This window comes from Tissierellales bacterium, from assembly GCA_025210965.1.
GTDB lineage: Bacteria > Bacillota > Clostridia > Tissierellales > JAOAQY01 > JAOAQY01.
Genome location: JAOAQY010000047.1, coordinates 1 through 14,935, shown reverse-complemented (window position 1 = coordinate 14,935; position 14,935 = coordinate 1). Strand labels below are relative to the sequence as shown.

Genomic DNA, 14,935 nt, shown 5'->3' with positions numbered 1-14,935 from the left:
TTCCACTTTTTCAACAGACAAGAAATTTGGATCGTCTGTTGAAGGAGTAGTACTAGATAAATTTACATCAGATGTTTTTGATGAAATAAGTGAAGGATTTAAATCAGAAACCCTTTTTGAGAATATAAAAGAATTTATATAATCATAGAAAAGTTTTTCGCGATAGGAACTTGAAGCAGAAGTTATATCGGCGATATTTAAGGCAGTTATGGTTCCTGTTATAGGAGAAGCCTCTATAGCAGAGATAGTATCTGTGCTTTCTACGATTTCACCAAGTTTAGAATCATTGATATTTACGATAAGGGTATCTGGTGTGATATCTATACTTTCAGTTTGAGTATCATCAGAAGCATAACTAGAAACGTAAAGTGGTATGGATTCTAAAAGGGGTGTAGAACTATTTTCATTGTCAGTGTCGATAGATCCTAAATCTAAACTTATACCTTTTCCGACTATTGTACCACTACCTTCAATTAGTTCTTTGTTTTGGTAGGTATCTATTGGCAAAATATGAACAAATCCTGAGTTATCTTTTATTTCAATTTCTGAATTTGCATATGTTTGCTCTAGTCCATAAATTGGTACACCTACGTTGTTTGTAAATGCAAGGGTGACACCGTGTTTTTCCTCAAATTGTACGAATTTTTTCTGAAGTTTTTCGAGCTCAGAGCTATCAGAGATATCTACATAAGCTTCAGATTTCAGAAGCTCAAGATTATTTTTTAAATTAGAAATTTTTGCTTTTTCATAGTATTTTGTCAAAAATATTTGGCTGAAAGCTAGTTGTACGCTAAGTAATCCAGCAATTAGTATTAATGTAGCTGTAAATATTTTCAATACTATACTTTTTCTTTTCATGAATTCACCTCGAATTTATATCCTACTCCAAATATTGTCTTTATGTGCTGCGATGAAGTACCTAGATGTTTTCGAAGCTTTTTTATATGAGAGTCAACTACCCTGTTTTCACCCCAAAAATCATAACCCCACACTTCTTTTAGTATAGTTTCTCTACTTAAAGCTATATTTTGATTTTGTATCATATATAGCAGAAGTTCATATTCTTTAAAAGTCAAAGAAAGTTCTTTTCCATCTAGAAAAACTTCACGTGATAGTGTCCGAATTTCTATATTATCTGCTTTAACTAAATTTGAGGAATTTATGTCGCCTTGTAATCTATTTAATAAATTTTTACATTTTGCAACTAGAATAGCTGGGCTAAATGGCTTAACTACGTAGTCATCAGCTTTTAAATCATAACCTAGTAACTGGTCATCTTCATCGCCACGAGCAGTCATTATAACTATAGGGACGTCAGAAGTTTTTCTTATTCTACGGCATACGCTCCAGCCGTCTATTTTTGGCATCATTATGTCTAGCAGTATTAAGTCAACTTTGTTCGATTCAAATAGTTCTAGACCTTCCTCACCATCTTTAGCTTCTAACAAAACAAAGCCTTCATGAGCAAAAAAATCTTTTATAATTTGACGAATCTGTTGTTCATCTTCAATTATCAATATAGTTTGATTCATGTTTATCACCTTTCTCAATTAAGTGTAAATAAAAAGCGTACCAGACACCAAACTCGAAACTAGATGTCTAGCACGCCTTAAGTATTTTAGTATCTACTATAAATATACCTTAAAATTGTGCCCAATATGTGTTTTTAATGATATTAATTCAACCCACCTAAATGGTCAAAGGGAAACAATCGAAAAACAGCTTCACCTCTAACAGCCTCAACCTTTACAGGCCCCATCTGTCTGCTATCAAAGCTACCACTTCTATTGTCACCAACTACAAATACATATCCGTTAGGGATGTCCCACTCAGATACACTATTGTAAGAAAGGGTCTTAACATCAGAAGTTAAATAACCTTCGTCTAATAGCTCGTCGTTTATAAAAAAATGACCATTTTTTATAGATATATGCTCACCACCAAGTCCTATTATACGTTTTATGTACAATTTACCCGGTTCAACAGGTGAGTCTAAAATAACTATATCTCCGCGATTTGGCTCTGATATGAAATACTCCAATTTATTAACCATTAATCGGTCATCATCGTGTAATGTAGGATACATAGAGGCGCCATCAACTTGAACTGGTTGAAATAAAAAAGTTTTGATAAGAAAGGCAACGGCAAGTGCTTTAGCTATAACACTTATCCAGTCTAAAACTTCACTTTTTAGTGATTTGTTCATATAAAAACCTCCCTAAAGTCTAATCGTAAGTACATTATATCCTAATTATATAACAGAGTGAAAAGAATTTTATGAAAAGAGTATGTGAAAAACTACCTAGGTAGTGTGACAGTAAATACTACGCCACTATCAGTATTTTCACAAAAACTATTTCCGCCATGGAGATTTATTATATTTTTTACTATGGCAAGACCAAGACCATGTCCACCATTTGATCTACTTCTAGAACTATCTAATTTATGGAATGAATCCCATATTTTATTTAGCTCTGATTCGGGTATGTGAGAACCTGTATTGAATACTGAAATATGGATGAAATTTTTCGACAAACTCAATTTCAGCGATAGATTATTAGGAGAATCTATATTTTTTAAAGCATTGTCAATGAGATTAGATATTGCTTTTTCAAGTTGATGAGAATCTACATCTGCTATTATATTTTCATCTGGAATTTGTAGTTTAGATATTACAGAGTGCTCAGCAAATGATAGGGTGTACTTAGAAAAAATAGTTTCTAAAAGAGTATTTAAACTCGTAGATGTTTTATTTAGCTTTATACCACCAGATTCATACTTTGAAAGTTCTAGTAGCTCTTTAACTATATTGTCCATTTTTATAGATTCATCGTAGATAATATTATAGTATTCATTTAGGTCTTCTTTAGATTCTACGATTTCGTCTTTTAACCCCTCGGCATAACCCTGTATGAGTGAAATTGGTGTTTTCAAATCGTGAGAGACATTGGCAATAAACTCTCGTCTCATCTTTTCTAAAGTTTTTTCCTTTTCAATGTCAGCTTGGAGTTTGGCATTTTGAGATTGAAGAATGTATATTTTTTTTTCAAGGTATTTTGAAAGGAAAAAAGCCATTATAAGTCCAATTATGAGCATTACGGCTGAAAATTTCATGTAAAACAGTTGAGTGGTTTTAGCGCTGTCTGAAATATTATCTATAGGAGTTTCGAGTACAATGTATATTCCGTTAGAATAGCGTATATACAAAAGATATTCTAAAGCCCATCTTGGATGAGTATACACAGAGTAGATATCACCATAGTCATGAGCCTTTTTTAAATTAGCAGATAAGTCAGAACGGTCATTTGAATTTCTTCCCATGCCATTTGTAGAATTTCTGCCCCTAGAGAGAGTATTCATATTGCCACTTTGAGAGCCATAGAACCACTGATTATCATCGCTATATAGATAAATTTCAAAGCCAGAGATACTTTTTATTTTATCTATAGATGACATCCAATCATCTGAATCGAGTGCAATGCTCACAGAATCTGCAGTATCATATAATTGTGATTTTTTTTCGTTTTGGTAGAAGCTATCAAGAAAAAATACGTTGAATACAAGAAGACCTACTAATGTAGAACAAACAAACAATGTAAAAAATAAAAATAATTTTTGTCTCAACTTTGTATTCATGAAATCACCTCAAATTTATAGCCTACACCCCTAATGGTTTTGATATAATCACTTTCAGATGCCAATTTTAGACGGAGTCTTTTTATATGAGTATCAACAGTTCGTTCATCTCCAAAATAATCATAACCCCATACATGGTTTAGTATTTGCTCTCGGCTGAGAGCTATGTTTAAATTTTGAGTAAAGTATAGAAGTAAATCATATTCTTTTGGACTTAAGTCAAGGATTAAACCATCGAGACTGACTTCGTGTGCATTCGAATCTATTATGATATTTCCAAATTCTAGTTTGGTGTTTTCTTTATTGTATCTTTTTAATAGTGCATGTATCCTAGCTATTAAAATTTTGGGGCTAAATGGTTTTGTGAGGTAGTCATCTACACCAAGTTCAAATCCAAATAATTGATCTATTTCTTCACCTCTAGCTGTTAACATTATTATAGGAACTCTAGATGTATTTCTTATTTCACGGCAGACAGTCCAGCCGTCTAGTTTTGGAAGCATGACATCTAAAAGGATAAGATCAATATTATTTTCGTAGAAAAGTTCAAGACCAATTTCACCGTCTTCGGCTTCTATAAGTGTAAAATTTTCTTTTTTTAAATAATCATACACAAGTTTTCTGAGTCTACTTTCATCTTCTATCATCAAGATATTCAATTTCAATCACTCCTATTTACTAAGTTTATGATTTTGTTTAACAAAAATACACATAAAACTAATTAAATTATACCCATCGATTGAAGTTATAGCAAAGTAAAAAAATCATGAGAAAAATTTCCATGAAATTGAATACAGTAAATGCTTAGAGCATAATCAAATATAAAAAATAAAGTAAAAAAACACTAATGAAGTTTTATATTGATGCCGTTAATAATATAGAGTTTGTGAGTAAATTAGCACATTCTAGTGAAAGATTAGTAGAATTATCACAATGCTTGCAAAAAGAAGTGAAAAAGTTTAAAATATAATTATCACAATAATTATATTCAAAACAAATTTGTATTGAGAAGTATTATTAATGGACGTAGAAGGTTTCTACGTTAGATACCTTTTCCCATATAGGTACCCTTGTCGAATGGCAGGGGTATTTTTTTGCGCAAAAAAAGACTCGTCATTGCTATGGGGTGGTTTGTATGGAAAAAAGGTATTTTCAGCAATGAAACAAGTCTTTATACCACTATATAATAAAAAATTTCAAAAAAAACTAAAATCGCGATTAAAGTAACACTGATGATTTAAAAAAACTTTAACAATTCGTTGTCAGCGAAACTCAAATTAGAAACGCAATTAAATGCTAGTTAAAAGCAAAAAAATGATATATAGTATTTTTTGCTTTTTGTGTATTTTTTGCATTTTTTTGCTTTTATATAGCTATTAACTAGTTTTTAAATAGTTTTTTTAGATATATGGCTTTTCAGTTGCCTAAAAAATTTTAGAAAGCTTTTCAAAATATTTTAAATAGTCTTTTAAAGACTATTTAAAATTGTTTAGTTTATCTAAAATCGTTTAGAAACTTTTGAGCATTGGATGCTTTTAAAAATTTCTTTACAAGAGGTGGTTCCTCACTCAAAACTTTGATAGAATCTACCAGAGTTGGTCTAGAATTGTGATAAATAATACCAAGAGGTATTTGGTCATTACTATTTGTAGCTAGCTTAAAGGCTTCAGCTTTGTCGCTTGGGTCGTAATCATCACCAAGTATATAGGTGTGATCTTTGTACCATTTAAATGTGTTTACTTTGTTGAAACTAACACATGGCTGGAATACATCTATTAGAGCGTAACCTTTGTGATTTGATGCAGCTATTATCATTTTTTTCAAATGCTCAGGATTTCCGGAGAAACTTCTAGCTACAAAACTCGCACCAGAAGCTATGGCAAATGCGATTGGATTTAGAGCTTCTGTATATACGCCATCAAATTGCATAGATGTTTTTTGTCCCTTCTGTGTAGTTGGAGATCCTTGTCCTTTTGTCAATCCGTATACTTGATTGTCATGCACTATGTGTACGATATCTATATTTCTTCTCATATTGTGTATCATGTGGTTCCCACCTTCACCATATGAATCACCTTCACCTGTACATACAAATATTTTTAAGTCTTTATTTGCAACTCTTATTCCGAGCATTGGAGGAATAGCTCTTCCATGAAGACCATTAAAAGCATTTGCATTTATATAGTGAGGAAGTTTACCAGCCTGTCCTATGCCAGAGCCTATAACCACTTCATGTGGCATTAAATTCATTTCTACTAGTGCATCTTTTAGAGTATCTAGTATGGCAAAATCGCCACAACCAGGGCACCATGTGTTTTCTGCATCAGATTTAAACAAATCCTTGTGAGTTTTTGCATCCATTATATCAAAACCTCCTTTTCGATAAATTCTATGATTTCTTCGAAAGTTAATTGTCTTCCATCATAGCGCAATAATTTATGAGTCACATCCAAACCAGTTTCAGCTCTCATATATTTAGCAAATTGACCTGTAAAATTATGCTCTATATCAACTATATTTTTGGATATAGCTGAGTATTTTAACAATTTTTTAGTAGGAAGAGGCATTATATCGCTGAAGATTAAAGCACCTATAGAATATTTTGATTGCAGATAATCCACAGCTTCACTAATTGGGGATAACACTGAACCAAAGCCTATTAGTAGAGTTTCAGGATTTTTACAACCGATATAAGTAGGTTCTATTAATTTTTCGCGTACCCATTCTAATTTTTTAAATCTTTTTTTCATTTGAGCTATGACCATATCGATATCTTCTGTAGGGTGACCGTATTCATCGTGTTCGTGGCTATCAGCAATTTCTACAAGCGAATCAAATAGACCTGGTATGATTCTAGGAGAAACGCCATCTTCTGTTATTTCATAGCGCTTATAAACCTGTCTTAGCAAATCATTTGATGCAAAATAACGTTCTATTGGAATCCTACTAAAATCAAAATCATCTACAGTCATTGTTGAATCTGCTAAGAATTGATCGCTCAAAATTATGACAGGCAATTGAAACAACTCTGCTAAATTCAAAGCCCTTTGAGTATCGTAGAAACACGATTCTACACTTGTTGGAGCTATAATTATTTTAGGAAATTCACCATGTCCGATATTTAGTACAAAAGAAAGATCTCCTTGAGCGGTTCTCGTAGGGAGTCCAGTAGCGGGACCTGGCCTTTGAACATTTGCTATAACGATTGGAATTTCAGCTACGCCAGAGAAACTTATGCTTTCACTCATAAGCGCAAGCCCACCGCCAGAAGAGCCAGTCATGGCCCTAATGCCAGCGTAAGAAGCTCCTAGAGCTGATTCTATAGCGGCTATTTCATCTTCAGCTTGATCCACTACTATATTGGCTTCTGATTGTTTTTTTGATAGATAAGTCATTATGCTCGTACTAGGGGTCATGGGATACGCGCTGTAAAATGAAACTCCGCCAGCTAGAGCGCCTAGTGCGATAGATTCGTTTCCATTTATCATTATTGTACTCTGATTTGGTGAATTTATACTGTCAAATAGAGTTGGAGCTATCCCATAGCCCAAAAAGAAACTTTTTCTATTTAAATCAGCTTTTATAGAATCACTAAAGAATTCATCAAAAATATTATAGACACTTTCATGTGGCAAATCAAAAGCTTTAAATACACAGCCAGCAAATGCGGCGCTGAGAATATGTTTGAATTTAAGACTACGCCCCTCAGATTTTAGTGGCAGAAAAATAATTTCATTTGAGTATGTGGTCATGTCATTTAAACTGTCATCTGCAAATATTTTTCCATCTGTTTTTAAGTCCTTTTTGTGAAGTTCTAATGATTCTCTGTCAAAAGCCAGTATCAAATCAAACTTAGATTTAGGTGCTGATATAGGCGCATCGCCGAATCGGATTTGTATGAAATTGTGACCACCTCTTACTCTAGACATATAATTTTTATTAGAGAGAAGATAATAGCCTTCTCTTTGTAGAATCTTTGTAAGTAGCTTGCTTAGAGTTATGAGACCGTCTCCAGCACTGCCAGCTATGAGTATATTGTAATCCATAAAGGTCCCTCCTTTAATTTTGAAATTATGGGAATTTATCATTACAAAACATACCCTAAAAAATAATTTGCAATCATTTCAATTTACTATATAATGAAAAGAAGGAAAGAGGGATGAGTTTTATGGAGAAAGAAAGGTCAATAGGCAAAGAATTTGCGATAGGGTATTTTCACTTCGGAAAATTAATGGATGAAAAATTGGAAGAGAACAATATCAAAATTCGAAAGGGTCAGACGAGATTTTTAGTAACGATATATAGAAATGAAGGTATGACGCAAAAGGAGCTTGGGGGGCTGTTGCGCGTTGAAAAGGCTACCACTACAAAGGCTGTTAGAAAATTGATAGATATGGGATATGTCTACAAAAATGAAGATGAAGTGGATAGGCGAAATTATAGATTGTATATGACTGATGAGGGAAAAAAAGTAGTTCCATTGTTGGTAGAGATCAGAAAAGAGATTAATAATCAAGCGCTAAAGGATTTTTCTGATGATGAAAAAGAAATGTTTTTCAAATTTTTAGATAGAATTAATAATCATTTGGTAGAATGATTTTAACTAGTAGTGGACGAGGGGGATGACCAATATGAAAATGATAGATTTACATTGTGACACTATACTAAGACTTTATGGAGAAGATCCAAGTCAAAACTTAATGAGAAACAATTTTCACGTGGATTTGGAAAAACTTAAAAATAGTGATAGCTTAGCTCAGTTTTTTGCCCTATTTATAGATTTAGAAGAGACTAGAAAAAATGGCAAAGATCCGTGGATAGAGTATATGGGTATGCACTCTAGATTTGCAAGTGAAATGATGGCGAATAAAGATGCTATAACACTTGCAATGAATTCAAGTGAAATGGAGCACAATGAAAAAGAAGGTAAGATAAGTGCGTTTTTGACAGTTGAAGAGGGCGGAATAATAGAGGATCAGATTGAAAGATTGGATACTCTTCATGACATGGGAATCAGACTCATCACACTTACGTGGAACTATATAAATAGCATAGGTTATCCCAATGGAGAAGAGACAAATACATTTGGGCTTAAACCATTTGGAAAAGACGTAGTGGAAAAAATGAAAGAAAAGAAAATGATAGTGGACGTGTCACATCTTTCGGATGCAGGATTTTACGATGTAGCAGATATATTGAAATCACCATTTACTGCTAGTCATTCAAGTGTTAGAGCTATTCGAAATCATGGACGAAACCTTACAGATGATATGTTAAAAACTATAGGTAATACAGGTAGTATAGTTGGAGTAAATTTCTGTCCATTTTTCTTGACGGATGAACCATATATGCAAAGTGTAGATGCTTTGGTTAAGCATATAGATTATATGGTAAATACAGCGGGAATAGAAGCTGTGGCTCTTGGAACTGATTTTGATGGTATTTATGGAGAAATGGAAATAGAACATATTGGAGAAATGAGTAAACTATATGAGGGATTAAAACGTATAGGTTATGGTGAAGATAAAATAGAAAGAATTTGGAATTTAAATGCAAAGAGATTTATAAAGGATGTACTTGGATAATTAGCGTAAAGTGATGTTTTGTAGAGGTTTTTTAAAATACCCCTATGAAAAACAAATGTATACGGTTATAATAGAGATAATTATCAAAAAATAATTATGAAAATTATTAATTTTATAGAAAAGAAGGAGATAAAAAATGTATGACCTGGTTGAAGCCATAGATTTGAGAAGATCGGTTAGAAAATTTGAACAGAAACCATTAGAAGAGAGTGAATGCGAAGAGATACAGCGGATTATAGAGACTCTAAAGCCGATTTCTGAAGAGGAAGAGGTTTATTTAGAACTCATAACGGATGGATCAAGCGTATATGATAATTTTGGAGGATTGCTAGATCAATACTTTAAAGTAAAGGCACCTGCTTATATTGCAATAAGTGCCAAAAAATCACTTCACTATTTGGAAAATGTGGGATATGTAGGAGAAGCTCTAGTTTTAGAACTTACTCGTAGAAAATACGGGACATGCTGGGTTGGCAATATAGATAGAGATGCTGTATCGGATGTTGTTGATTTAAAGGATGAATATGAGTATGTTATAACTATAGCACTTGGAATGCCTGAAGAAGAGATTCGATGGGAAATAGAACCTGAGCGAAAAAATAGGAAGAGCTATAAGGCATTTGTAAAAGGAGACTTTGATGCTGATATGATTCCAATTTTTAAATCTATAGAAAAGGCTCCATCATCTATGAATAGTCAACCATGGCTTTTGTTAGCAGAAGGATCAGACATACATTTTTATATGAGAAATACGAATATATTTACAAAGAAAATGCTTACGAAATTGAACAAAGTAGATGTAGGTATTGCGATGAAACACTTTGAATCCGAGTTATTAGAAATCGGAAGAGAGATAAAATGGTGTAATTTAGATAAGAAAAAGTTTATGACGGCTTCTTATTGTTATACGGCGAAGTGCTGATTTTTATATTAGTCAATTTTCAAATTATTTGACAAAGAGGTATAGTTGCTTTAAATTATGAAATATAACTAGAAATAAGGCTATCTCGGCAGATTTGCAAGATAGCCATTTATATTTGATATAGTTTCACGAAGTGGTATTAGATTTATAGTAATGGGGGATAATGATGAATGAAATAGGAGTAGTTTGCGGTAGATTCCAAGTTTTACATAATGAACATATGGATTATATCTTGGGAGCAAAAGCTGAGTGCAAAAAGATAATAGTTGGAATAGCTTCACCAGATAAACTTAGATCACCAGAGGAAAAAACGGATTTGAACAGAAGTAAATTAGCGGCTAATCCATGTAACTATTTTGAGAGAATGAACATGATTGAATTGGCTCTTAGAAATAATGGACTGACGGATGAGGAATATAGTGTTGTACCATTTCCGATTGGCGTTCCAGATTTGATTTTGAATTATACTCCCGAAGACGCAGTATATTACTTTACCATATATGATGAATGGGGAAAAGAAAAAGTAAAGAGAGTCGGTGGTTTAGGACTGAAAACTAAAGTATTATGGGATGATAGAGTTAAAGGAGTATCTTCATCAAAAATCAGAGAATTGATTTTTGATAATTCTGATTGGAAGCATTTAGTACCTGAGAGTACATATGAATACATTGTAAATCAAAATATAGATAAACGTATCGTGGAGCTGATGAATAGAATATAAAGTAAGGCGAAGTGCTAAATTTTAAAACAAAAATAGATAGCTTGAGATGTTTTATCTCCAGCTATCTATTTTTGTTTTCTTATTGCAATTCGCAATCAAGGCTCCAGTATATTCCATATTGGTCAATTACTGAACCGAATTTAGAACCCCAAAACATATTGTCCAAAGGCATTATAATTTCGCCATTTTTTGCAAGTTGATCGAAAATTATTTTTTGATCGCTTATATCGTCAAAATTTAAAGTCAAACTTATATTATTTCCTCTTTTATAAGAACCATCAACTGAGTCAGATATGAAGAGTTCATTTCCATCGAATTTAAGGCAGGAATGCAAAATCTTATCAGAATGCTCTGCTCCTTTTAAAAAGTCAGGTAAATCAGGAGCATCACCATATTTCATCATGTATGTTATTTGGGCATCAAAAATATCCTTATAGAAATTTATTGCTTCATTTGCACAACCTTCAAAATTTAAATATGCTATTAGCTTCATTTCTTAAGCATCTCCTTTTCGAATTATTTAATCACAGTGTAGACTTACCCTAAATTTATAGAGTAAAACCAGAAAGAAGGCTATCTCAGCAAACATGCGAGATAGCCTCTTTCTGTCTAAGGAGGTTTTAACTATAAATGGCTATGGAAGCGGCAAAAGCAAACAAACCATTATTGGAGAAATCTAAAGGCTGACTTTTAAAAGAAAACCGAAAAACTAAAAACGATCCGAACAAAAAAGGATTCCTCAAAACTGCCGCTTCCTTACTACATTATAGATATACCCACGATTAATTTAGATAAACTTAAAAACCTTAAAATTATGTAATCAAAGCTTATGGTAAAATTAAGATAAAATGTTCTGCCGAAAGGGTATAATAAAGTAAGAAAAATAAATACATTGTATTTTGAAATAGGAGGTAAGAACATGTTGATTGTAAATACTGAAACAATAGTTGGAAAAGAAATAGTAGAAGTTCTTGGAATGGCACAGAGGAGCACTATTAGAGCGAAGCATATGGGAAAAGATATAATGTCTGGATTTAGACAACTAGTAGGTGGAGAAATGACGGAATATAGAGAAATGCTTGAAGAGGCTAGACAAATAGCTTTAGATAGAATGATAGCACAGGCAAAAGATATGAATGCAGATGCTGTTGTTAATGTTAGATTTTCAACATCAGCGATAATGCAAGGCGCTGCAGAAATATTAGCATATGGCACAGCAGTAAAATTGAGATAGATATAATTATTTTTTGATTGAATGAAAAGAACTTGAAAAAGTTCTTTTTTTATATTAGAATTGGTATATACAACATAACAACATATAAAGTGAGGTATGATATGAAAAAAGTAAATCCAAATAGTCCGATGCCACTTTATTATCAGATAAAAGAGAGCATACTTAGTATGATAGATGAGGGTATTTTTGAGGAAGGAGACTTGATTCCACCAGAAAGAGAACTTTGTGAGAAGTTTGATGTGAGCCGAATGACTGTAAATAAAGCTATAATGACATTGGTAAATGAGGGAGTTCTATATAGACAGCAGGGAAAAGGTACATATGTTTCAGAGCAAAAGATAAAACAAAGCCTAGAGGTAAAAGGATTCAGTGAGCAAATGAGGGAAAAAGGGCTTGAAAGCGAGACAAAGCTTTTGGGATTTGAAGAAGTTGAGGCAAATTCAAATCAAATAAAAAAATTAGAACTTGAAAGTACAAAAGCTAAACTCATAGAGATAAGTAGACTTCACATTATTGAAGGCGAACCATTTGCACTTGAAATAGTATATATACCAAGATCACTGTGCCCAGATTTGAAGAAAGAAGACGTAGAGGGACGGTCACTTTATGCGGTGCTAAAGGAGAAATACGATTACGAGCCAGCTAGAGCAAAGCAAACCATAGAGCCTATAGAGCTAAATGATTATGAGAGTGTTACACTAAATCAATGTTTTGGAGCATTGGCTCTAAAATTTAGAAGACTTACATTTTTAAATGATGGAAGACCATTTGAATATACTAGAGAAGTTTACAGAAGTGATAGATTCAAATACGAGATAGAGCTAGATTAAAAGCTAGATCAAAAGCTAGATCAAAAACTAGATTAGAAATTAGGAGGTAATGATGAGAGTTATAGTAGTGGAAAATTATGAAGAGATGAGTAAAAAGGCAGCGCTCATGATAGCGAGTCAATTATATCTAAATCCAAAGAGTGTATTAGGTCTTGCAACGGGTTCTACACCTGTTGGTATGTATGAAGAGCTGATAAGATTGTACGAGAGCGGTGAGATAGATTTTTCGCAGGCGATGAGTTTTAATTTAGATGAGTATTATGGTATATCTAAGGACAAAAAGCAAAGCTATCATAGCTTTATGAAAGAGACATTTTTTGACCATATAAATATTCCAGAGGATAAGAGATTTATACCAGATGGATTAGCAGAAGATGTGGAGAACGAGTGTAGAAATTATGATAAAAGCATAATAGAGATGGGCGGAATAGATATTCAAGTGCTAGGAATAGGGGTAAATGGACATATTGGATTTAACGAACCAAATATAAATTTTGAGGCAAAAACTCATTTAGTGAATTTAGATGAGCAAACTATAAAAGACAATGCAAGGTTTTTTGATTCTATTGATGAAGTACCAAGGCAAGCCATAAGTATGGGAATGAAAACCATAATGCAGTCTAAAAAAATAGTACTGCTTGCGAGCGGCAAAAATAAAGCAGATGCCATACAAAAAACTATAGAAGGAAAGATTACTTCTGATCTGCCAGCTAGCCTTCTTCAGATTCACAAGGATGTAGTCATCATAGTCGACAAAGAAGCAGGAGAAAAGCTAAGCCGAAGAGATATCTAGGAATGATAAAAAATTATTAGTAACAAAGTTTACTTTTGGGCAAAGTATACTAGTAACAAAGATTACTAGTATACGCTAGTCATGATAGATTAGATTCTAATAGGTGATGAATTGAAATCAAAACCACTTATTACAACAAGTGGTTTTTAAAATTACAAACTTATATAAATCAATTTTTAAGCCAAGGAATACATCGGGGACGGCACCTGATCTGTGTTTGATTTTTAACAAAGTCAGGTCCGTCCCCGACGTGTTCCGCCCGAAACCAGCATGCCCACTGTTCTTGCCTATTTTGGCGAATAAGGGAAATTGTTTCCAAACATTAGATATTATAACTCCCAAATCCTTACATTGCACCAATTTCAGAATAAATATATAATATACATATAGAGCATCAAAAAATCTGAGTGAAAGAAGATGTTTATATTGAAAGTTTCGAATCCACATGACAAATTTTTCAAGGAGAATTTTTCAAAAGTGGAGGTAGCGAAGTCTTTTGTAGAAAACTACTTGCCATCAGAAGTGCTAAAAATAATAGACATAAACACATTAAAACCTCAAAAAGACAGCTTTATAAACAAAGACCTAGAAGAAGTATTTTCAGATATGCTATTTCAAGTGAATATGAATGGAGAGATAGGCTATCTGTACTTTTTATTCGAGCACAAAAGCTATGTAAGTCCGAATGTAGCGTTTCAGCTTTTGAGGTATATGATAGAAATATGGGATGCAAAGATAAAAAATGAGAATCAGGAAAAACTTCCCATGATAATACCACTAGTCATATACCACGGAAAAGAAAAGTGGAAAGTAAAGACAAGTCTTGGGCAAATGGTAAACGGCTACAACGATTTGCCAAATGAAGTGAGAAAATATATACCAAACTACGAGTACTTGATTTACGATTTATCCCACTATACAGATGATGAAATCAAGGGAGTCATAAGACTAAAGATAGTGCTTAGAATATTAAAAGACATATACACAGCTCCAAAAGAAAAGATATTTGAAAACATACACAGAGCTCTAATAGCGCTAAACAAAATAGAAAATCAGCAAGAAGGAATAGAGTGTTTTGAAACCTATATCAGATATATAATAAACGCATCAAAAACACTAGCTAAAGAAGATATAGAAAAAGTAATAGAAGAAGTAACTGAGAATTACTCAGAAGGGAGTGAAGTTATCATGACTATAGCTAAAATTTGGGAAGC

16 protein-coding genes are annotated in these 14,935 nt (G+C 32.9%); 8 read left to right on the top strand and 8 right to left on the bottom strand.

Going from position 1 to position 14,935, the window contains the following annotated elements:
• The 7 genes from N4A40_03615 to N4A40_03585 form a co-directional block, all read right to left on the bottom strand.
• On the bottom strand, nucleotides 1-858 hold an 858-nt coding region (locus tag N4A40_03615; protein ID MCT4660925.1), incomplete at its 3' end, for a hypothetical protein.
• Nucleotides 855-1,532 carry a response regulator transcription factor gene (locus N4A40_03610; GenBank protein MCT4660924.1) on the bottom strand — a complete coding sequence of 226 codons (678 nt, stop codon included), beginning with the start codon at nucleotides 1,530-1,532 and terminating at the stop codon, nucleotides 855-857. The genes N4A40_03610 and N4A40_03615, both read right to left, overlap by 4 nt.
• Before the next feature lie 143 nt (nucleotides 1,533-1,675).
• Nucleotides 1,676-2,206 (bottom strand): signal peptidase I, encoded by a 531-nt coding sequence (gene lepB, locus N4A40_03605; GenBank protein MCT4660923.1) that lies wholly within the window; start codon nucleotides 2,204-2,206, stop codon nucleotides 1,676-1,678.
• Between the two features lie 92 nt (nucleotides 2,207-2,298).
• Nucleotides 2,299-3,636 (bottom strand): HAMP domain-containing histidine kinase, encoded by a 1,338-nt coding sequence (locus N4A40_03600; GenBank protein MCT4660922.1) that lies wholly within the window; start codon nucleotides 3,634-3,636, stop codon nucleotides 2,299-2,301.
• Nucleotides 3,633-4,283, bottom strand: a complete 651-nt coding sequence (locus N4A40_03595) for a response regulator transcription factor (protein MCT4660921.1) — start codon at nucleotides 4,281-4,283, stop codon at nucleotides 3,633-3,635. The genes N4A40_03600 and N4A40_03595 overlap by 4 nt, the downstream gene beginning before the upstream one ends.
• A gap of 847 nt (nucleotides 4,284-5,130) precedes the next feature.
• Nucleotides 5,131-5,997: a 2-oxoacid:ferredoxin oxidoreductase subunit beta gene (locus N4A40_03590; GenBank protein ID MCT4660920.1), complete on the bottom strand. Its 867-nt coding sequence runs from the start codon at nucleotides 5,995-5,997 to the stop codon at nucleotides 5,131-5,133.
• Nucleotides 5,997-7,682, bottom strand: coding sequence for a 2-oxoacid:acceptor oxidoreductase subunit alpha (locus N4A40_03585; protein ID MCT4660919.1), 1,686 nt, complete (start codon nucleotides 7,680-7,682; stop codon nucleotides 5,997-5,999). Before N4A40_03585 ends, N4A40_03590 begins: the two co-directional genes overlap by 1 nt.
• A gap of 122 nt (nucleotides 7,683-7,804) precedes the next feature.
• On the opposite strand from N4A40_03585, the gene N4A40_03580 reads away from it, so the two are divergent.
• The 4 genes from N4A40_03580 (at nucleotide 7,805) to N4A40_03565 (ending at nucleotide 10,864) form a co-directional block, all read left to right on the top strand.
• Nucleotides 7,805-8,233: a MarR family transcriptional regulator gene (locus N4A40_03580; protein ID MCT4660918.1), complete on the top strand. Its 429-nt coding sequence runs from the start codon at nucleotides 7,805-7,807 to the stop codon at nucleotides 8,231-8,233.
• A gap of 34 nt (nucleotides 8,234-8,267) precedes the next feature.
• Nucleotides 8,268-9,221: a dipeptidase gene (locus N4A40_03575; protein MCT4660917.1), complete on the top strand. Its 954-nt coding sequence runs from the start codon at nucleotides 8,268-8,270 to the stop codon at nucleotides 9,219-9,221.
• Nucleotides 9,222-9,357: 136 nt separating this feature from the next.
• Nucleotides 9,358-10,143 (top strand): nitroreductase family protein, encoded by a 786-nt coding sequence (locus N4A40_03570; GenBank protein MCT4660916.1) that lies wholly within the window; start codon nucleotides 9,358-9,360, stop codon nucleotides 10,141-10,143.
• A gap of 166 nt (nucleotides 10,144-10,309) precedes the next feature.
• On the top strand, nucleotides 10,310-10,864 hold the full coding sequence (locus N4A40_03565) for a hypothetical protein (protein MCT4660915.1): 555 nt from the start codon (nucleotides 10,310-10,312) through the stop codon (nucleotides 10,862-10,864).
• Nucleotides 10,865-10,943: 79 nt separating this feature from the next.
• Here the strand turns inward: N4A40_03565 and N4A40_03560 are convergent, their stop codons facing one another.
• Complete coding sequence (locus tag N4A40_03560; GenBank protein ID MCT4660914.1) at nucleotides 10,944-11,357, bottom strand: VOC family protein; 414 nt, start codon at nucleotides 11,355-11,357, stop codon at nucleotides 10,944-10,946.
• Nucleotides 11,358-11,783: 426 nt separating this feature from the next.
• Between N4A40_03560 and N4A40_03555 the strand changes: the two genes are divergently transcribed.
• The 4 genes from N4A40_03555 to N4A40_03540 all read left to right on the top strand — a co-directional run.
• Nucleotides 11,784-12,098 (top strand): YbjQ family protein, encoded by a 315-nt coding sequence (locus tag N4A40_03555; protein ID MCT4660913.1) that lies wholly within the window; start codon nucleotides 11,784-11,786, stop codon nucleotides 12,096-12,098.
• A gap of 101 nt (nucleotides 12,099-12,199) precedes the next feature.
• Entirely contained in the window at nucleotides 12,200-12,928 is a 729-nt protein-coding gene (locus tag N4A40_03550) for a GntR family transcriptional regulator (GenBank protein ID MCT4660912.1), read from the top strand.
• A gap of 52 nt (nucleotides 12,929-12,980) precedes the next feature.
• Complete coding sequence (gene nagB / locus N4A40_03545) at nucleotides 12,981-13,721, top strand: glucosamine-6-phosphate deaminase (GenBank protein ID MCT4660911.1); 741 nt, start codon at nucleotides 12,981-12,983, stop codon at nucleotides 13,719-13,721.
• 477 nt (nucleotides 13,722-14,198) lie between these two features.
• Nucleotides 14,199-14,935, top strand: a 737-nt coding sequence (locus N4A40_03540; protein ID MCT4660910.1) for an Rpn family recombination-promoting nuclease/putative transposase, incomplete at its 3' end; no start/stop codon positions are given.